We start from the raw sequence: 19,139 nt of genomic DNA on the forward strand, positions 1-19,139 counted from the left end.
GGTGCATCATGCCGCACGACTCCTTCCGCACTGAAGTGCAAGAACCTGCCCGCAAGATAACCATCTTTGGGGAATACGATGTTGTGGTATTAGGCGGCGGCCCGGCGGGGCTCGCCGCTGCGACAACTGCTGCTAGAAACGGCGCCGCGGTACTTTTGATTGAGCGCTACGGTTTTCTAGGTGGCATGGGTACGGCTGCCGGAGTGACTAACTTCTGTGGTCTTCATGCAAACGTGTTTGGAGAAATCAAGCAGGTGGTACACGGCGTTGCAAGCGACTTGCTTGAGCGAATCCAAGCCTTGGATGGCCTGAATCCTCCACATGTGGTCTTAGGGAAGATCTGTGCACAGGCCTATGACATGTCGGCATTCAAGTGCGCTGCCGATGCGTTGTTGCTCGATGCTGGCGTTAACCTGCTATTTCATGCGCTCGGCACCGGCGTGACGATGACCGACGACGGCGACATTGACTCCTTGCTCCTTGAGACCAAATCCGGACGGGTTGCCGTACAGGGCCGCACCTTTATTGACTGCTCCGGTGACGCTGACATAGTGCACTGGTCCGGTGTCGAGTACGAAAAAGGCAATACTGTAGGTGAAATGCTTTATCCGACCTTGATGTTCAAGGTTGGGAAAGTGGACGCGGAAAAAGCGGGAGAGGCATGGCGCACCATTCCCAAAAAGATGGAAGAGGTACAGGCAAGCGGTGCCTACCAGTTTCCGCGGCACGGTGCAGTAGTGCGCCCGATGAAGAATCCTTATGAATGGCGAGTGAACGTGACGCAGCTAACTGCATCTGACGGCTCTGCCATTGATGGTACAGATGCAAAGGCGCTAAGCGCGGGCGAAATAGAAGGCCGCCGCCAGATCGTGGATTACTTGCGATTCCTGCGCGAGCAAATTCCCGGCTTTGAAGAGGCTTACGTGCTGGATATTCCACCGCAGTTGGGCATCCGGGAAACCCGCCGCATGGTAGGCGAATACATGTTAACCGCAGACGATGTGCTTGGGTGTGCGCGATTTGAGGACAGTATTGGCGTAAATGGCTGGCCGCTGGAAAAGCATGTTGCGGGGAATGTAGTTTGGGAATGGCCACCAATCCCAGAATCATGTGGATACAACCAATTGCCGTATCGCATGCTGCTTCCACGCCGGACCACTACAAACCGGGTGTCGAATTTGCTGGTTGCCGGCCGCTGCGCATCCATGACGCACGACGGACAGTCCGCCGCACGCGTAACCGGCGCATGTTTCGTCATGGGAGAAGCGGCAGGAACGGCGGCTGCGCTAGCGCTGGAAGCCAATATTTCGGTTCATGACATAGAGACCAGCAAACTCCAAGAAGCACTGACGCGGCAGGGCGTGTTTCTTGGCTAACGATGCTGCCTGTGTCGTCGAGATTAGTGCATGTTTCCACCATTACGGCGGACAAACAAACGTGCATTAATTTGCAAAGCGGCAATTCTTCATTTACTTATCTAGCCGGCCCTATCCGGCATGCGGGGACAATATGAACCTCAAATCTGATTCGCTTCCCATCCTTGTTGCCGGTGGTGGTATCGGTGGCTTGGCAGCTGCGCTCGCCCTGGTTCGCCAGGGTTTTTCAGTCAAGGTGCTTGAACAGGCGCCCCAGCTCGGCGAGATTGGGGCCGGCATCCAGCTCGGGCCGAACGCCTTTGCAGCGTTTGATGCCTTGGGCATTGGCGAAAAAGCGCGTAGCCGTGCCGTCTACACCGATGAGATGGTGATGCATGATGCGCTCGACGAGACGCTGGTCGGCCGCATCCCGACTGGCGAAGCCTTTCGCCAGCGCTTTGGCAATCCTTACGCCGTGATTCATCGCGCGGACGTGCATAGGTCGCTGCTCGAAGGCGCACAGGAGACCGGTCTGGTGGAAGTCCTGACTTCGACCACTGTGCAAGGCGTCGACCAGGACGATGACGGTGTCACGGTGCATGACACTAAGGGCGGCAAGCACCGCGGCATCGCGCTCATTGGTGCCGATGGCGTCAAGTCTGCGGTGCGCCACCAGTACGTCGGCGATGATGCGCGCGTGTCCGGACACGTCGTCTATCGCGCTGTAGTCGACAAAAATGACTTTCCAGCCGATCTACGATGGAACGCAGCCAGTATCTGGGTCGGTCCAGACTGCCACCTGGTGCACTACCCACTGCGCGGTGGGGAACAGTACAACGTAGTCGTCACGTTTCACAGCCGCGAGAAGGAAGAGTGGAGTGTGCGCGAAGGTAGTCGCGAAGAAGTGCAGAGCTATTTTGCAGGGATTTGTCCACGCGCTCGCCAGTTAATTGATCTGCCCAAGGATTGGAAGCGGTGGGCCACCGCCGACCGTGAGCCGATCGAGCAATGGACATTCGGCCGTGCCACGCTGCTGGGTGACGCCGCACATCCAACGTTGCAGTACCTGGCACAAGGCGCCTGCATGGCGCTCGAGGATGCGGTGACACTGGGCGAGGCGCTACGTGTCCGCAACAATGACTTTGCCAAAGCCTTTGACTTGTATCAGCGCTCGCGTGTATCCCGCACCGCCCGCATCGTGCTGTCGGCGCGCGAGATGGGCCGCATCTTCCACGCCAAGGGCGTGGAGCGTCTGGTGCGCAACGACCTGTGGAAAGGCCGTACGCCTGAGCGGTTTTACGACGCGATGGATTGGCTGTACGGTTGGAAAGTGGAAACCTGCCTCGTTACCTGAGTTTGAATCTTAGACCTGCATTCGTATTCTGGAGATAACATCATGCACGAACTCGGTCGCCTTGCAGACCTGCCCGCAGACTACCGCGAAGCCCTTACTCAACAGAATCTGGTTCCGTTGTGGCCCAGCCTGCGCGCAATGCTGCCGCCTGGCAGGCCATCTGCCAAAACCCAAGCCACCTTCTGGTCATACAAAGCGATAAGGCCTCTGTTATTGAAGGCGGGCGACCTGACGCCGATCGAAAAAGCTGAACGACGGGTGCTCGTACTGGCCAATCCTGGTCATGGCTTGGAAAAGATGCAGGCCAGTCCCGCAATGTACCTCGGCATGCAACTACTGCTGCCAGGGGAGTGGGCACCCGCACATCGTCACACCCCCAATGCAGTACGCATGATTGTCGAGGGCGAAGGCGCTTACACGACAGTAGACGGGGAAAAATGTCCGATGAGTCGGGGCGACCTGATTCTCACGCCGACCGGTCTATGGCATGAACATGGTCACGACGGCGACCAGCCTGTGATATGGCTCGACGTGCTGGATCTGCCGCTCGTGTATTACATGGAGGCGTCGTACCACGTCGACGGTGAGCGCCAAGCTGTCAAGACTAGCCGCGGTGACAGGATCTGCGCTCACGGCGGCTTGCTTCCGGCACCGTTTTTCCAGCGCCGCAATAAGTCTTATCCAATGCTTCGCTATCCATGGGGGGAGGCACGCGCCGCGCTGGAGGCGCTCGCTGTCGACCAACCAGAACTCGAGGCGGTGCAGGTCACTTACGTCAACCCAGAGACCGGTGACGACGCGCAGCACATCCTTGGCTACTACGCACTGATGTTGCGTCCCGGTCAGACCCTCAAGTTGCCGGTGCGCTCGCCGGCAATAATGTTTCACTTAATCGAAGGCGGTGCAGAAGTTCGCATCGAAGACCAATCCAATGTAATAACTGAGGCCGACACTTGCTGCGCGCCCGGTTACAGCGCTGTGACCTTGCGCAATACATCCATCGACGCACCTGCCTTCTTCTTTATTGCCGACGAGACGCCGCTGCATCGCAAGCTAGGCGTATTTTAAGGCCGCGACTAAACCCACTTTGAGGAAAAATAATGAGCCAAGTCACGTATCTCTGGAATCCGCCCGCCGTCCTATCGCTGCCCGTGCGGGGCAACAGCGAGCGCCTGCCAATTAACCGCCTGTTTTTTGTCGGCCGTAATTATCACGCTCATGCGGTGGAAATGGGCAAGCCGGTGGATAAGGCTGCGGAACGTCCTTTCTATTTCACCAAGGCGCCGCAGACGTTGGTGCAATCAGGCGCTACTGTCGAATACCCGCCAGAAACCGGGAATTACCACTACGAGATGGAACTGGTCGTGGTCATCGGCGCGCCGGGCTTTCGTGTCGCCGAGGCCGATGCCCATAAGCTGATCTATGGCTATGCCTGTGGGCTGGACATGACCCGCCGTGACCTGCAACTGGCCGCGCGTGACAAGGGCCGTCCATGGGACTTGGGCAAGGATGTCGAGCAATCCTCAGTGGTTTCCGAGGTGGTACCAATGCCAGCCGTTGTACTAGACCAAGGGGAACTTGCATTGACGGTCAACGGCGAGCCACGCCAAAAGTCCGACCTGAAGATGCTAATCTGGGACATTCGGGAGTTGATTTCCGACCTGTCAAAGTTTTATCACCTGCAGCCCGGCGACCTCATCTTCACTGGCACGCCCGAAGGTGTGGGCGCGGTGGTGGCAGGCGACCGCATTGACGGCAAGATCGCTGGCGTCGGCGAGATCGTGCTACATATCGCTGCACCTCAATGAACAGTGGAGTTCATATGAAACTCTACAGTTTTTTTCGCAGCGGCAGTTCCCACCGGCTGCGCATCGCGTTGCGGCTGAAGGGCTTGGAGACTGAATACCTGCCAGTGAACCTTCGCACCGAGCAGCACTTCGAGGCACAATTTAAGGAAATCAATCCTCAATCCATGGTGCCAGTGCTGGCGCATGACAGCAAAGTGCTGACTCAGTCGCCCGCAATCATCGAATGGCTGGAAGAGCGCTATCCTACGCCGGCTTTGCTACCTGCAAATGCGGACGATCGCGCCCATGTACGCGCCATGGCAGCAATCATTGGCTGTGACATCCATCCAATCAATAATCGCCGCATCCTCGAATACCTGCGCCATCAACTTGGATGCGATGATGCGGCGGTCAATGCATGGTGTGCGACTTGGATCACTGCTGGCTTCGATGCGTTGGAGGCGCTGCTGGGGGCTGATAAGAAGCGCGGAGATTTCTGCTTCGGCCACGCGCCGACGATTGCTGACGTCTACTTGGTGCCGCAGGTCGAGAGCGCACGGCGCTTCCAGATTGACCTAGCGCCGTGGCCGCACATCTGTAATGTAGATTCTGCCTGTGCCGTACTTGATGCTTTCCGGCTAGCAGCGCTGGTCATGCAGCCGGATGCGGTTTGAGGCAAGGGCAAACCTAGCGGCCATCGAAATCCTCAGTGCCAAAACTGACCAGCTGCTTTCGCCGGGATTGCGGATTTTCCAGAGGTAAGTATGGATGGCTGGTTTTGGCCGATTTTCCCCGTTTAGAGGATAGCGACGAAGGTCCGCTCCCAGTTTGGATGCCGTTGAAAACGGATAATCATAGCGGCTCGCCGAGCGGCAAGTTTAGGTCTGAGCAGTTCCTATAATGGTAGGGTTCTGGCCGACTGCAGCCTCATGAGCGCTGAACTGTGAACGATATCAGTGCTGCGCGTCTTTACGTTATCGTTCAGAAACAAGATTGCCAGGAATGTTTTTGAACGTTGCTGCTCATAACTTGTCAATTTGATAGGCCGATGGTAGGTTGATCGGCAGATCATGAAAAGACAGGTGAATCCGAAGCACACTGTTTCGGTGACACGACTTCAACTTTTTGAATAGAGGCGGATATGGGCATACTCAGCAATATATTCCACAAGATCTTTCCTTCGTCGCATCCGGCAGTCGCTCAGGCCAATGCGCCCGTGGCACCGTCTTCCAGTACAACGAGCACTAACGCTGCGCCAACTACTCCCGCACCGGCTGCCACGCCGACGCAAAGCATGCCCGAAGTCGATGTCGAGCAAATTTTGAATGGAATGGCGCAGTCAGCAGGACAAACGCTCAACTGGCGCACCTCCATCGTGGACCTGCTAAAGTTGCTTGGCCTTGACAGCAGTTTGCAAGCACGCAAGGAGCTTGCCGGCGAGCTGGGTTATAGCGGCGACACTAACGATTCGGCTTCTATGAATATCTGGCTTCACCGCCAAGTGATGAACAAGTTGGCTGCAAACGGCGGAAAAGTGCCAGCAGATCTTAAAGACTGATATCCGCCTTAAAATGCGTCGTAGCGACTGCTAAAGAGCGAGATTTTATTTCTGTTGTGCCGCCCTGTCGTGAAATGGCGATAGACGCGGACGCAGACGCATGCGCGGGCTGAGGCGCATCGTCGTCTGTAAGTCAGTAGGACGATTTCCGGCGTGTAATGCAATGCCAAGGTGCGTCTGGAGTCCTCATGACAGCGACGAGCATCGGCGGCCGATCTCAAGTTTATGAGATCGGTCGGCGTCGAGCAACAGCGAGGTGCCATTTCCTCTACGCTTCGTCGAGTCTTCGAATTTCTCTATTCGACTCTAACCAGCCGGTCAAGCTGATATCTGGAAAGTCCGCTGTGCGGTCTAATTTCTAATTTTCGGAAGCAGACAGTCGCGGTAGCACGGCAAACGAGAAAAATCGACCCAAAACTGACCTATCGAGGGCCGTCTTCAAATCTTCCGGTGGCAGAATAATAGCTATCGGATACCGAGTGAATGAGTGAGCCGAGCAAGAGCCCCGGCGAGCAGAGCGACGCCAAGAAACGCGAATATCAGTAGGAAGAACGTGCCGTCCGCACCGGGATGGTCGATGCGGAACTGCCTTAATCGATTAAGGAAATTGTCTGATACTTCATCATCTGGCTTTCGCAATCCATATTTGCCAGGCCAAATTACCTCAATCAGCAGCGGAGAAATTAATGCTGCTATGACCAATCCGCCCGCGGCCGCCTTATAGTCGCCTTGTATCACAAAGAAAAGAGAAATCCCGCCAAATACTAGGAACGGCAAAATCACCAATAATCTAACCCAGAGACTCATTTTTTGCCGATAAAAAAGAATTCAGTATAGGCATCTTTATCTATGATAGATATCGGACCTCGACAAAGATCGAAATCTATTTAAGGTGCCTAGACGACAATGTCGAATTGTCCGCTTCTGGCCGTCATGCGCCCTTTGTTGCACAGGGGCAACGTCCGCTATCAGTCTGGAACAGATATACGAACTTCATGGTTAAAAGCTAGCGTAGGCTTTGGGTTCGATGGCGCAGAGTCAAGCATAACTCGTTGGGTGCCATGGTAAATCGCATTCGCTCTTGGACAGGACCGCCGTCCAGCGTGTCAAGATTTTTAATATCGAAGTTCTTGGCGATGAGAGAGATCACTATCTTCATTTCCTCCAATGCCAGAAATCGTCCGGGACACAGCCGAGGCCCTGCCCCAAATGGGAAACACACTTTACGATTGTTTTCATCAGATGCCGGCAATAACCAGCGACCCGGATAAAAATTTAAAGCATTTGAAAAATGTCGCTTATCTGTGGCACCAACCCGGGACAACAGTAACACCATCGTGCCTTTAGGTACGGAAACGTTGGCAACTTCGGTGTCCAGAGTAGCCTCTGCCGCAATGACTGGGGCAACGGGCCGTAGACGCATGGACTCGTTGATGCACGCTTCAATAAAATCCATTTCCCTAAGCTGCTCATGGCTCGAAGCTATGGCATTGGTCCCCATCACATCGTCGGCCTCTTGCCGAATGCGCAAAAAGACATCTGGATGCTGATGAAGCAGGTAAATCGTCCATGCCAACGTGTGAGCAGTTGTATCCTCACCGGCAAGGAGCATAGTCATGACATTACCGGTCAGATCCGACTGGGAAAGCTTCGCATTATCCTCGTCCCGCGCAGCTATCATTGCTTCGAGCAGATTTTCGGGTTGCTCATAAAGGGTTGGGTTCTTAGCCATCCGCTCATGCGCTTCGTGGACAAAGGTGGCAATTGTTTCGCCTACTTTCTGGACACTACGGTCAAGGGCACGGTCCTCCGGTAACTTGAACCAATGCCAATACGGAAACGGAGCAAACAAACGCTTCTGTAGCATACGAAAAATATCGCTCAGATGCTCTTGAACAATCTCACCGTTCGATGCAATCGTATTCATGTCAGTGCCAAAAGCCAATCCTGCAGTGACGTCTACCGTGTAGCGCATCAAATCCGGCTCCAGTTCAAACGGGATCCCCGTATCTGCCTGCCTTGCTAGTCGCTTTCGGAACCTTTCAGCAACGTTTTGCAAAGAGGGAAAATAGGATTTGACATGGATAGGGTTGAATGCTTGCATGACCAATGCACGTTGACGACGCCAATCCTCCCCGTGGGCGGCAAACACGCCTGCCATCTGCAATTCCTTGGCGACCATTTCAATCCGGGTTGATCTGCGAAACCGGCTGGGCCTGTCTTTAAGCACGGTAGCAATATCGTCCGGATTGGAACAAACGAGAACTTGCCGCGATCCCAATTTAATCCTATAACGATCACCAAAAACATGGCTCCATTCCTCGAGTTGCTGATGCATCTTTTCAGGAACGATTTGGCGGGCATTGCCAAAAACGGGAATGCCGCGAGGGCTTGGTAAGGACTGTAGCGAGGTCAGCGGTCGATAAGTATGGCTGACAATAAATCCGGTTGATTCCATACCAACCCCCAACAAACCAATAATCCGGCAGTCGATTTTCAGATTATCAATTGCGAAAGCAGTGAGCTATTGAGATAGCTCAGGGATTTTCCGTATAGCGACGATGTATAAAGATGCAAGGCATGTAGTTAGTCTGCTCACATTTTGATATGCATTTGATGTGCGTTTATTCGGTTGAGGAATATGAGGCACCAAAATGGTGCCTATACTTTAAGTTAAAAAGTCTGAGTTGAGTGCTTCAATTTGCAGTTGAACACGTTCATGGTCTCTTTTAAGGAAGCTGCAACCGGAGCATGGGAGCGTTCCAGCATCCCATGGCGTTAATTCACACCACTGGAGCCGAAGCAAATGATTTCCAGCCCTAACGAAACAGACTATCTTGTTGTCGGTGCCGGCGCCACCGCTATGGCCTTTGTCGACACGCTGCTCACCGAGAACCTCGACGCCACGGTGATGATCGTTGACCGCAATCACCGCCCTGGTGGACACTGGAACGTCGCATACCCCTTCGTGCGCCTGCATCAGCCGGCCGAGTGGTATGGCGTGGCCTCGCGCGAACTCGGTAGCGGCACTAAAGATAAGGGTGGCCCCAATGTCGGAATGTACAGGCTTGCCTCCGGTGCGGAAGTCTTGGCGTATTTCGACCAGGTCATGCGCGACCGCTTTCTGCCCTCGGGTCGCGTACGCTGGTTGCCAATGAGCGAGTACACCGCCAGCAGCGATGGTGGGCATCAAGTCATGTCGCTCACTACCGGAAAAGTATCTGAGGTTACCGTGCGACGCAAGCTTGTCGACGGCCGGCATGCACGCACCGAGGTACCAGCTACGCATCCACCGAAGTACGCAGTGGACAACGGCGTGCACTGCGTTTCTGTGAATCAACTGCCATTTATCAGTCGCCCGTATGCTGCTTACACGGTAGTCGGTTCGGGCAAGACTGGTATTGACGCTTGTCTCTGGCTACTGGAGCATAGTGTGCCACCCGAACGCATTCGCTGGGTAATGCCGCGCGATGCCTGGTACTTCGATAGGGCAAACTTCCAACCGGGACTCGAGAATTTCGAGCACAACATGGGGTACGTAGCAAATCAGTTCGATGCAATCGCCGAGGCCGAATCCATAGGGCATTTGTTCGATTGCCTTGAGGCCCGAGGTGCGCTGCTGCGCTTCGATCTCGGTATCACCCCCAGTACCTTCCGCTGCGCCACCATGTCGCGAGGCGAACTTGCACAACTTCGCAGGATCCGCAATGTCGTGCGGCTCGGCCGTGTACAGACGCTAGAGCCGGGGCAAATGGTGTTAGACCGGGGGACAGTGCCCGCCGATTCAGACACGTTGTACGTGGACTGCAGCGCCGGTGCGATCCAGATGCCGCCGAAGCTGCCGGTTTTCGACGATGACATAATAAATCTGTTCATGGTGCGTACCTGCCAACCCACGTTTAGCGGGGCCGTAATCGCTTACGTCGAGAGCCACTTCAGTGATCGGGCTCAACAGAATGCCATGTGCGCCGTGGTGCCAAGCCCGGAACTTCCGACCGACTGGCTACGCATGTGGCTTGTGACACTGGCCAACCTGGGGCGCTGGAACAGCGACTTGGCAATGCAATCTTGGTTAAAGCAATGCCGTCTGAACGGCGCAGCCGTGATGATGCGCGGCGTGGCACCTGACGATGAGGCTCGAATGGCTTTGATCAAGGCTAATGGCCTGAAGGGCAAAGGGGCGGTGCCCAAGCTGCAGGCGCTTCTCGCCGGGTGGAATGATGGCACCTAGGAAGCAACTGATGAGTGAAACTACGCTGCAAACGTTGGAGGTCAACGGCATCCGGATGCGTGTGGCTATGCAGGGCAATGGCCCGCTGGTACTCCTATGCCATGGATTCCCGGAGAGCTGGCATTCATGGCGTTACCAGATGAAGGCACTGGCTGACGCCGGATGGCGAGCCGCGGCGCCCGACATGCGCGGTTATGGAGGAACCGACGCACCGACTGACCCGCAATCCTACACCATGCTCCATCATGTAGCTGACATGGTGGACCTCATAAAGTCCCTAGGCGAGCGCGAGGCGGTGATTGTAGGCCACGATTGGGGCGCGCCGGTCGCGTGGCATGCCGCACTGCTGCGGCCGGACATTTTTCGCGCTGTCGCGGGCATGAGCGTCCCCTACAGCCCCCCATCTGGCGTAGACTTGCTGACGGCGTTAGAGCGCCAAGGCATAAGCACATTCTACATGCAGTATTTCCAAACGCCGGGCGTAGCGGAAGCCGAACTCGAAGCCGACATTGAAGCAACAATCCGGCGCATAACCTTCAGTATGTCAGGTGACGGCCCTGGCCGCGTCGTTGCGGGTGTTTTGCCACCCGGTGCGGGTTTCCTGGACGCCACTGTGGAGCCGGAAAGCTTGCCAGAATGGGTATCGGCTGAAGACATTTCCTACGTGGCCGGCGAATTTCGTCGCACTGGTTTTCGTGGAGGTCTAAACTGGTATCGCGCGATGCGTTGGTCCACTGAGTTGCTCGCCGCGTGGAAAGGGACTGTGATCCGCCAACCGTCCCTCTTCATCGCCGGAACGCGCGATGATGTAATGCGATTCCCAGGCAGCGAGGCACGTCTGAAAAAACTGCCAGAGGTGTTGCCCGGCATGCGAGGTTGTCACCTGATTAAAGGCGCCGGGCATTGGATTCAACGCGAGCGTGCGTCAACCGTTAACGCTCTACTGACAAACTTTCTCAAGAACATATAAAGTCTGAATGCCCACCTTTTAAACGTTAGCTGTTTCTGTCTCTCTGCATCGAGCGACTGCAATTGGCCGGTTGCAGTGTTTTACAAGATTTTTGCTAAGTCCGCTTTCAGTCTGTCGATCATTTCCTTGCCGAAGGCTTCGCGCAACGAGTCGATCCATGCAGTCACGCCGGGCATCTTGCCCCTCATGTGGCCATCTCACCTGGCCGAAGACCGCGTAGATTGATTAGCCATATGTCGTTGTAGCCACGGGAATAATCAGCACTGTCCCTGCACTCGTGGTTCGTCTTTCAACATAGGTAGTAGGTAAGCGCTCATTGATATCCGCTTCTGGAAAAGCTTTTTCGATCATTGATTCGAGAATGAAGTATTTGGCATCGATCGTGGCAAGACAATGTAGCGTGCCGCTCTCAACTGCGCGCTGTATCAGCTTTTGAAAAACCAGATACGCCTTCTGCTGTATAACTTCTTTCATTGCGTCGGACGCAGCAGCATCTAAATGTAAACCGTTTCCAGTTGCTTTGGCCTTCACTAACGCCCGCAGGTCATTTCCTGCGCCGAGATAAGCCGACAAGCCACTGCCAGCTTGTTTTTTGGCCTTCGAGGAAGAAAGAAGCTCCAGGAATTCTGCCGGCTTGGCTGTTTGGCGCAGTTGTGCAAGGTTTTTGCTGTTACGGTCTGCCTGCTTTTGTTTCTTGTAATCTGAGACAGGGTCTTTGGGAACATCTTGAACTGCGGTACCCATTTCGTGCTGCTCGGGGATGCCCAATGCACGAATGTCCTGTTTGCCCGTTTCGTTATCTGCAGATGCGACCTCTGGACTCAGAGGCAATCCTACTTCCCCTGAGGTTTCAGCTAGATCACTTGCTTCACAGTAGCCAGAAAATGAGTTTTCCCCATCAATCACGCTAGCCACCAGATCAAGATCCTCAGGCGTAATTTCGCTAGATGTGTCGGATACTAGGGGATCACTATCGTCGCAGCTGGCGTCTACTGACGGCAGGTCTTCAAGCGCCGCAGGGGATAACTGATTTAGTGCCTTACTCTCAGCGACCGCCGCTGTATCAAATCCGTTCTTTTTCACATCTTCATCAAGATTTTTCCAGTCTATATTCTGATTACTGGATGCTGGCTGCTCGACAGCAGGCAGAGCAATGACCTGTGGATGCTTTGACGGGACTGCTTGGGGCAGCACGGTGGAAACAGTGCTAGAGGGGTTCAGGCCAGACTGGCGTGATGATTGCAAAGCGCCTTTGTTTGACTGACTAGCATCTACCGACTCTAACGAAGAGACAAAAAGCACGGACGACGCAATCCCTAAGGAAGGCTCAAGGCATTGCGCTTGCTGGCCAGCGGTTTGGTGCAATCCAGCGCCAAATATTCCCTTATCCAACACCGAGACCACCTCGTCACCAAATGCCTTACGCACCATCTCCAACAATATCAAGGGATTAGGCACGTTGTTTAGGTGAGAGAAATATGGTGCCTCTACTTTGGCGACGGTAGCCAGCGCAGGCATATCAACCAGCGTAAGCAGTTCGGTATGCTTGGCAGTGGGAGTTATAACGATCGTCTGATGCCAGTCTGCAATGACAGTCGTGCTTTCACTATGGTAGAAACGGACGAGAAATAGAGGCAAATATTGCTTGAAGTTGACCCCATTGTGGGTCGAATATAAAAGGCCCTTTTCTTCAAGAATATGCAGGATGCGCTTCAGCAGGATGAATCGACCCCTCCCTATTTCAATCGATACACCCAGCTTTCGGCAAATCGCGGCAAGCAATTGCCCATCGCGTAGATAGACCAGATTGGCATGTTTTTGCCCAATCTTAAAAGTTCTGTCGGTTTCCCTGTCCCCGGACCCGTTGATGCGTCCTTTTTCGGTAACGCAGGATACAAATGCCGTATAGATCTCGTCCGCTTCGGTTTCGGAGATGGTGTCTTCATTCGCCGTGGCAGCACTGATACCGCTTTCCCGCTGCCCCGTTGTCTTGTCGGCCAAAATCAAAAATTCCAACAACGCCGTCATGCGGTCGTCCCTAGAAAGCCCATTCTTGTCGACCGGAAAGTCGCTCGGATGGTGGTAGTGCGCAATGACAGTAGTGAGGGCCTCAGTGTCTCTTGACGAAAGCTCCCAAAATTCGGAGATACGGGCCAGCATGCGAGCGCCGAGCGCATCATGCTTGACGCCCGGATCGTCCTGCTGGACGCCTGACTCGCTGGTCAGCACAGTGCCGTCCGCCTGCAGTTTGTAGGCTTCGATCTTGCCCAAGTCATGCGCCAGCGCCAGAACCGGAATGATCGGGTCAAGCGGATCGAACACGTAATTTGCGTTGCGCTTGGCAATGATCAGCTTGGGCGACTTTCCCGGGCGCCTGATGTAGACGCCCTCATAGGACCAACGCGGCGCGAGTTCAAGCGCCGTATCCGCCACGGCCATGCAGTGCTGGGCAAGCGTTCTCCCGCCATGGCCACCCTTTCGATGGCTTGCCGGGTGGGTCTTGTGCGCCGACAGGGTTTGCCAGATTGCCATGAACAGGGTGACATATTCCGGATGGGCGACCTTGTTCGCCTCAATCCACTGTTTCACCCGCTCGCTTTCAATGGGGAGGCATTCCTTAGCCTTTGCACGCTTGGCCGGCGGCGCCAGAATGGGTACCGGTCCGATCGAGGACGTCACGCCATTGAAGCTGCCGCCTTGTAGTCGCATTTGCGCAAGCGACCGCTCAAGGAGAATCAGCCCGGCCGTAATGACCACCCCCATGATGCAACCCACCACAGTGACGAAAGCCCCGTGGATCATGTTCGGAATGTTTTCCCAGAAAAAGACCGGGTCCGTGCACAGGGTGTAGAGATTCATGGGGATCCATATCGACAAAAACACGATGAAGGTCGCTTTGACGATGGGGTTTCTGGCGTTCATAGAAAGGCTCCTGCTGCTTGCGGCACGGTGGTTGGTTTAGCTTGTTTGGCAACGGGCTTGCCGTCCTTGTCTTCCATGGTGGTCCTGTAGCCGTCGGCATACCCGGTATTGGGCCTTGCTCGGCTTCAGCACCTTCATGGCGAATCGGGTGGGGATGGTGGGTAGGGAAGACAAGTCGCGCCCTGTCGTTGCCGCCTCTGGCGCAAACAGTTCGACCAAGTGGCCCACTGCGCAGGAGACGATCGCCGTATCGCTCTCCAGCCAGTTCTGCACCTTGGTAAAGCCGCCAAGTGCGGCGGCAATATCCTTCGCTACGGATGGCTTTTCCGCCACGATCAGCATCTTACTCATGGTCCCAGCACCTCTTCAATTGCATAAAAACAAGCCAAGCCATTCGCATGGTTTTGGCTTCATCGCCGTGGCTTCGGTATCCCTAGTTCCGCGTACCGGCATTGGCCCGCTGGCGTTGCGCACGTCCATGTTCATCAGCGCACTGTTTGTCGCAGAACAGCTTCCCGCCCTCGACGTCGGCTTCGCAGCGGCTGTTGTGGCAGACGCCGGTCGGCGCCAAGTGGCGGACCGCGAGGCTGGCCTGTGCCGCTTTCACGCCCCGGTCGATGAAAGCTTCATTGGCGGTATCGGCTTCATCACAAACGTCTGCCATGGCATCAACCTTTCGCCCCAGGGCCGTTGAGAAGCTCGGCCACGATTGCTGCCGAATCGATACCGTTCGGGACCGCCACTTCTGCAGGCGTTTCGCGGCGCGGCGCCTTGCGGGTGCCGATTTGCAGCATTTCGGCGACCCAGAAAGGGGCGATCTTGATCAGGCCCGAATCCGGCGTTACGGGACCGGGGAAATCCTTTGCTTCAATGTAGGGCAGCTTGGACACCGGTGCAATGCCAGACTCTGGATCAGGTGCGCCGAGCGCTTTTACATCGAGACGATATTCACCTTGGACCTTGATGGGCAGGCCGCGGGTGAGCGTGTTGGCTAGCGGCTCCAGGTTGCGGCCGTACCAGCGGATCGGGATGCTCTTGTCGGGATCTTCGGTCTGGCGCAGCAGCACCACCAGCCGGTCGTTCATTGGTTTGCCTTCGGCATTGACGCGATTGCGCTCGAGCGACTTGGCCTGCACGAAGCCGGCCAGCTGGACGGTGTTGGTCGCATTCTTGTTGAGTTTCAGCACGCGCCAGTCGACGCTGTTCATGCGCTCTTCCTTTGCCGGAACGTCACCGGAAACTTTGGCGACCGCCTCGATGGCAGCCGGCAGACCGGAATCCTTGGCCGCAGCATGCACTTTGACAGACCACTTGCGCATGACATCTTCAGCGAAACGCTTGTCCATGTGCATGAGATTGGGTGACTCGAAGCGAATACTCTTGGCCCGCACGATACGCACGTCGTTCTCGCGGGCGCCGATGAAGTGGCAGTAAGCCATGACCAGATTCCACTCTTTCAGGTCGCGCGGCAGCGGCGCCTGATGGGGGTCGAACTCGACCGGGAGCATGTGGTTTTCACTGGCGGTTTGCTGAATGAAGCATTTGCCCTCGCCTGGCAGGCGCAGCACGCCCACGATCCATCCTGAATTAAGCATGCCGTTCGGGTAGGAATACGAATCGGCATTGCGCTTGGCGTCCATTGGAAGCACGGGAACTCCTATATTTAAGTCAATGAAACCCCCAAACGGGGCCGGTAATGAGACAAGCAGCCCACTGCGAAGCGGACACCAGATGCAGGATGTTGCTCTACGTAAATAATTATACACAACGCGTCTTTGTAATACCAACATACATTGAAGCGATTTCTTTTTTTCTTATTGAAAAGAAGGTGCTGCGCTTATGCGAAGGGGGGATGGGCAACCAGTTCAGGTAACTGTTGTAGAAACGCAGTATCGATTACAACATGCGGTAGAATACTAAGTGTATTGATCGTTCCTGATTCAGTCAGTATCGATGGCTTGTAGAATCGGGAATCGACAATGCCAGCGACCGTATTGAACCGAAAGAACACTATGCCAAGAAAAGTAACTGCAAAAGCCGTGGTGGCATCACCAAACCCTGTCGCCAGGAAGACCGGCAAGGTCGGCCGGCCTCCACGCGCCCCCGAGCCGGAAGTCCAGGCATCGCTCATTGGTGACGCCATGGATGTCAGCAGCGAAGACAGCGAGATTCAAGACGGGGAGCGCAAAGTAGAAGGAAAGCGCCTGATCACTCTCATCAAGCGGACGCTGATCGAGAAGAATTTGCCGGACCGCTACATCGCTGACCTGATGGGCGTGACGACGATCTACTGGAATTCCATGTGCAATGGCCACCGCAAGATCAAGTCGGCGGGCAAGGAAAAGCTGGAACGCGTCGGCGAATTCCTTGGCATTCCAACGGTGCAGGTAATGATTCTGGCCGACTATTTCGAGCCGACCGACTTTTATGCCAAGCGCTCGTTGGAAGATGAGCTCGAAATGGTGCTCCAAGCCATGCAAGCTGATCCGAACTGGGTCTCGCTGACGCCGTCGAAAGAGGAGTGGGCACAGCTGCCGGTAAATACCAAAATTCTGATTGCCCTGCTGTTCGAGCGCGAAGCGGGCCGATCCTTTATGAGCAAGCTGCAAATGGAGCATCCAGCACTGGCGAAGAAGCTGGGAATGGAAGACAAAAAGCCAAGCACGGCATAAGACAAAAGCGCTCGCGTCTGACACCAGCAAAAAAAACGCCACCATTCAAAAGATGGTGGCGTTTGTGCTTATGGTTAAAACTCGAAAGCGAAATGCTGTTCGAGTCGCTGGCTCACGGGCGCCGGCACGGACAGAATACTCTCCGCCGGCGCTGACGTTTCTGGCTCCATTTCTGCCATTGCCTGCTGCGCTGGTGGTTCAACAGCCATTTCGACATCGAGTGGATCGAAGCGCATGGATTGCTCTGCCAGGATGTTTTCCGGTCGCGAGCAGTATTCAAGCAGCGCACTGATCTGCTTGAACTCCAACCCTTCGATGGCGCCGGTCTGTGGCATTCGCAGAACCCGGTCACACGCTTCGCGCAGATGCTCGAACTTGGGTGACAGGATGCCCATCGAATCTGCCTTCTGACGAATCCGGCGAACAAGACCGAGCACGCGCGAGGTGGTTTTACCGCCGGCCGCCCCTTTCCACGACTTCCTGACGTCTTCCGCGATTTCCAGCGCTGCCTGACCAGGCAAGCCGTTAACCTCGGTATGCAGCGCATCATCTTCGCCAAAAAACTGGGAGGACTGGATCTGCGTGGCCGACATGGCAAAGCGCAGCAGCTTGTCTAGGTCCGATGCCTTTGGTGCGTGGTTGCGAATCAGATCGGCACGGGTCAGGCCCGGTTTGATCTCGACAGCGTTTTGCGGGTTGGCCGCCCATTCCTCAACTAGGGCGTGTCATCAATTGAGCCAGACAACAGCGGCAGCGAGATGGATAGCGCCAAGGAAGTTGCGGGCGGTTTTGTCGTAGCGGGTAGCAATGCTGCGATATTGCTTGAGCTTGTTGAAGAATTGCTCAATCAGATGCCGTGCCCGGTACAGGTGCTTGTCGTAGTCGCGCGGCTGCTTGCGGCAGCGCTTGGGCGGAATCACGACGTTTTTGCCAGCGTCGAGCAACCGATCAATGACCCGCTCCTGGGCATCGTACGCTTTGTCGGCAATGACCGTGGCCGCTGGCGTGCCGGGCAATAACGCATCTGCACCGTCCAAATCATGCGCCTGCCCCGGCGTCAGATGAAATCCGGTGGGATTGCCCAGCGCATCGACGGTGGCGTGGATTTTCGTGCTCAGCCCGCCACGGCTGCGCCCGATTGCCTGGACTTCGGCCCCCCTTTTTTCGCGCCTGCGCTGTGTTGATGCGCACGCACGATGGTCGAATCGATCATGGCGTATTCATTGTCGGCATCGGCCGCTAGCGCCTCGAATATGCGTTGCCAGACGCCGCTTTTGCTCCAGCGAGTGTGCCGGGTATGGATGACCCGGAAATCCCCAAACCGCTCCGGCAGATCGCGCCAGGGAATGCCTGCCCGGTAGCGATATAGCACCGCCTCGACAAACAGGCGATTGTCCTTGGCCGTGCGGCCCACATGTCCTTCCCGACCAGGCAGCCATTCCTTGAGCCGCTCCCACTGGTCATCCCTTAATCCATAACGTCTTCTCATCACTTCTCAGCGCTACGCGCCCCAACCATTACTTCAACGTGCTAATGACTGGGCAAATTTCCGAGAGTTCAATTGATGACACGCCCTAGGTTGGGCAGCTCCTGCAGGAACTCTGCCTTTTGCGTTTGAAAGCTATCACGCAGCATCCTCAATTCATCCGAAACCGCTTGTGCGCGGTCCAGAGGAACAAAGTAGCCACGCACACGGTTGTCGACACGCCGGGTAGCGCCAACACGCAGGATGATGCGTTTGGCATCCGTACGCGCTTTTGATACCCACGAAAACGTGCTGGGCGGGAGCATTTTGCCGACTTCACGAACGAAATCATCTGCTTCCAGGGTGCGTTCGCCGGTGGAGCCGCCAATGATGATGTCGACCAAAACCATGTTGCTCAGTACTTGTGTGATTTCCATGAATATCCCCGTTTGAGAGTTGGAACTGCAAAGGAAGGCGCTTGCGTTGGCCTTGGTATATGGGAAATGTCCAACAGCGCTGAGAGGGATGCCTATCGTGACCTTGCAATGGCGATGCTGCAGGAACTGGGCGAGCCAAACGCGGTGTTAACGGTTGCCGAAAACCGCGATGCCAGAAAAGCGTATTTTGAGGAGCGCAAGCAAAAGTCCATTGATGCCACTCTTGCGGCCAATATGTATTTGCAGTTTCTTTAATGGCGGATTCGTGTTGTCCCAAGGTAGATGGTAAAGGTCACGCTTCCTCTTGAGTAGGTCAAGCCATCAGAGTGAAAAGTATGTTGAAAGCCGAAGAGCACAAAGCGCATCAGTGCGGTGCACCGTACAACCA

18 protein-coding genes and 1 pseudogene are annotated in these 19,139 nt (G+C 55.3%); 11 read left to right on the forward strand and 8 right to left on the reverse strand.

All coding sequences use genetic code 11. From position 1 onward, the window contains the following. Positions 1-8 precede the first annotated feature (8 nt). The 6 genes from KTQ42_RS19490 (at position 9) to KTQ42_RS19515 (ending at position 6,054) form a co-directional block, all read left to right on the forward strand. On the forward strand, positions 9-1,376 hold the full coding sequence (locus KTQ42_RS19490; protein ID WP_217347273.1) for an FAD-dependent oxidoreductase: 1,368 nt from the start codon (positions 9-11) through the stop codon (positions 1,374-1,376). Between the two features lie 133 nt (positions 1,377-1,509). Further along, a complete protein-coding gene (locus KTQ42_RS19495; protein ID WP_217347274.1) occupies positions 1,510-2,709 on the forward strand; it encodes a 3-hydroxybenzoate 6-monooxygenase in 1,200 nt (399 codons plus the stop codon). A 42-nt stretch (positions 2,710-2,751) separates the two neighbouring features. Next, on the forward strand, positions 2,752-3,777 hold the full coding sequence (locus KTQ42_RS19500; RefSeq protein ID WP_217347275.1) for a cupin domain-containing protein: 1,026 nt from the start codon (positions 2,752-2,754) through the stop codon (positions 3,775-3,777). 32 nt (positions 3,778-3,809) lie between these two features. Further along, on the forward strand, positions 3,810-4,517 hold the full coding sequence (locus tag KTQ42_RS19505) for a fumarylacetoacetate hydrolase family protein (RefSeq protein WP_217347276.1): 708 nt from the start codon (positions 3,810-3,812) through the stop codon (positions 4,515-4,517). Between the two features lie 14 nt (positions 4,518-4,531). Beyond that, positions 4,532-5,170: a maleylacetoacetate isomerase gene (maiA, locus tag KTQ42_RS19510; protein WP_217347277.1), complete on the forward strand. Its 639-nt coding sequence runs from the start codon at positions 4,532-4,534 to the stop codon at positions 5,168-5,170. 467 nt (positions 5,171-5,637) lie between these two features. After that, complete coding sequence (locus KTQ42_RS19515; RefSeq protein ID WP_217347278.1) at positions 5,638-6,054, forward strand: DUF3597 domain-containing protein; 417 nt, start codon at positions 5,638-5,640, stop codon at positions 6,052-6,054. Positions 6,055-6,519: 465 nt separating this feature from the next. Here the strand turns inward: KTQ42_RS19515 and KTQ42_RS19520 are convergent, their stop codons facing one another. Together KTQ42_RS19520 and KTQ42_RS19525 are read right to left on the reverse strand one after the other, a co-directional pair. Then, complete coding sequence (locus KTQ42_RS19520; RefSeq protein ID WP_217347279.1) at positions 6,520-6,861, reverse strand: hypothetical protein; 342 nt, start codon at positions 6,859-6,861, stop codon at positions 6,520-6,522. A 199-nt stretch (positions 6,862-7,060) separates the two neighbouring features. Continuing rightward, positions 7,061-8,512 carry a cytochrome P450 gene (locus KTQ42_RS19525; protein WP_217347280.1) on the reverse strand — a complete coding sequence of 484 codons (1,452 nt, stop codon included), beginning with the start codon at positions 8,510-8,512 and terminating at the stop codon, positions 7,061-7,063. A gap of 348 nt (positions 8,513-8,860) precedes the next feature. On the opposite strand from KTQ42_RS19525, the gene KTQ42_RS19530 reads away from it, so the two are divergent. Both KTQ42_RS19530 and KTQ42_RS19535 read left to right on the forward strand, forming a co-directional pair. Continuing rightward, a complete protein-coding gene (locus tag KTQ42_RS19530; RefSeq protein ID WP_217347281.1) occupies positions 8,861-10,285 on the forward strand; it encodes a hypothetical protein in 1,425 nt (474 codons plus the stop codon). Between the two features lie 10 nt (positions 10,286-10,295). Beyond that, positions 10,296-11,255 carry an alpha/beta hydrolase gene (locus tag KTQ42_RS19535; RefSeq protein WP_217347282.1) on the forward strand — a complete coding sequence of 320 codons (960 nt, stop codon included), beginning with the start codon at positions 10,296-10,298 and terminating at the stop codon, positions 11,253-11,255. A 225-nt stretch (positions 11,256-11,480) separates the two neighbouring features. Here KTQ42_RS19535 and KTQ42_RS19540 read toward each other — a convergent pair whose 3' ends face one another. After that, entirely contained in the window at positions 11,481-14,177 is a 2,697-nt protein-coding gene (locus KTQ42_RS19540) for an HD domain-containing protein (protein WP_217347283.1), read from the reverse strand. A 36-nt stretch (positions 14,178-14,213) separates the two neighbouring features. Next, entirely contained in the window at positions 14,214-14,528 is a 315-nt protein-coding gene (locus KTQ42_RS19545; RefSeq protein WP_217347284.1) for a hypothetical protein, read from the reverse strand. Here KTQ42_RS19545 and KTQ42_RS19550 point away from each other — a divergent pair. After that, a complete protein-coding gene (locus tag KTQ42_RS19550) occupies positions 14,527-14,871 on the forward strand; it encodes a hypothetical protein (RefSeq protein WP_217347285.1) in 345 nt (114 codons plus the stop codon). The two genes, KTQ42_RS19545 and KTQ42_RS19550, sit on opposite strands and share 2 nt — an antisense overlap. Here KTQ42_RS19550 and KTQ42_RS19555 read toward each other — a convergent pair. Beyond that, entirely contained in the window at positions 14,846-15,817 is a 972-nt protein-coding gene (locus tag KTQ42_RS19555) for a hypothetical protein (protein WP_217347286.1), read from the reverse strand. The genes KTQ42_RS19550 and KTQ42_RS19555 overlap by 26 nt on opposite strands. Before the next feature lie 339 nt (positions 15,818-16,156). On the opposite strand from KTQ42_RS19555, the gene KTQ42_RS19560 reads away from it, so the two are divergent. Continuing rightward, on the forward strand, positions 16,157-16,849 hold the full coding sequence (locus KTQ42_RS19560; RefSeq protein ID WP_249223005.1) for an XRE family transcriptional regulator: 693 nt from the start codon (positions 16,157-16,159) through the stop codon (positions 16,847-16,849). 74 nt (positions 16,850-16,923) lie between these two features. Here the strand turns inward: KTQ42_RS19560 and KTQ42_RS19565 are convergent. From KTQ42_RS19565 to KTQ42_RS19575, 3 genes and pseudogenes are all read right to left on the reverse strand, one after another. Beyond that, positions 16,924-17,556, reverse strand: a pseudogene (locus KTQ42_RS19565) (DUF3150 domain-containing protein); the annotation flags it as partial. A 21-nt stretch (positions 17,557-17,577) separates the two neighbouring features. Beyond that, positions 17,578-18,338, reverse strand: a protein-coding gene (locus KTQ42_RS19570) for an IS5 family transposase (RefSeq protein ID WP_217344550.1) whose coding sequence is annotated in 2 segments (ribosomal slippage) — positions 17,578-18,014 and positions 18,014-18,338 — 762 coding nt in all. Because the reading frame shifts where the segments join, the coding sequence is not laid out codon by codon here. A 68-nt stretch (positions 18,339-18,406) separates the two neighbouring features. Continuing rightward, on the reverse strand, positions 18,407-18,751 hold the full coding sequence (locus KTQ42_RS19575) for a DUF3150 domain-containing protein (RefSeq protein WP_217347288.1): 345 nt from the start codon (positions 18,749-18,751) through the stop codon (positions 18,407-18,409). A gap of 66 nt (positions 18,752-18,817) precedes the next feature. Between KTQ42_RS19575 and KTQ42_RS19580 the strand changes: the two genes are divergently transcribed. Further along, complete coding sequence (locus KTQ42_RS19580; protein ID WP_217347289.1) at positions 18,818-19,006, forward strand: hypothetical protein; 189 nt, start codon at positions 18,818-18,820, stop codon at positions 19,004-19,006. Positions 19,007-19,139: the final 133 nt, after the last annotated feature.

It is taken from the genome of Noviherbaspirillum sp. L7-7A, assembly GCF_019052805.1.
In the GTDB taxonomy this organism is placed as follows: domain Bacteria; phylum Pseudomonadota; class Gammaproteobacteria; order Burkholderiales; family Burkholderiaceae_D; genus Noviherbaspirillum_A.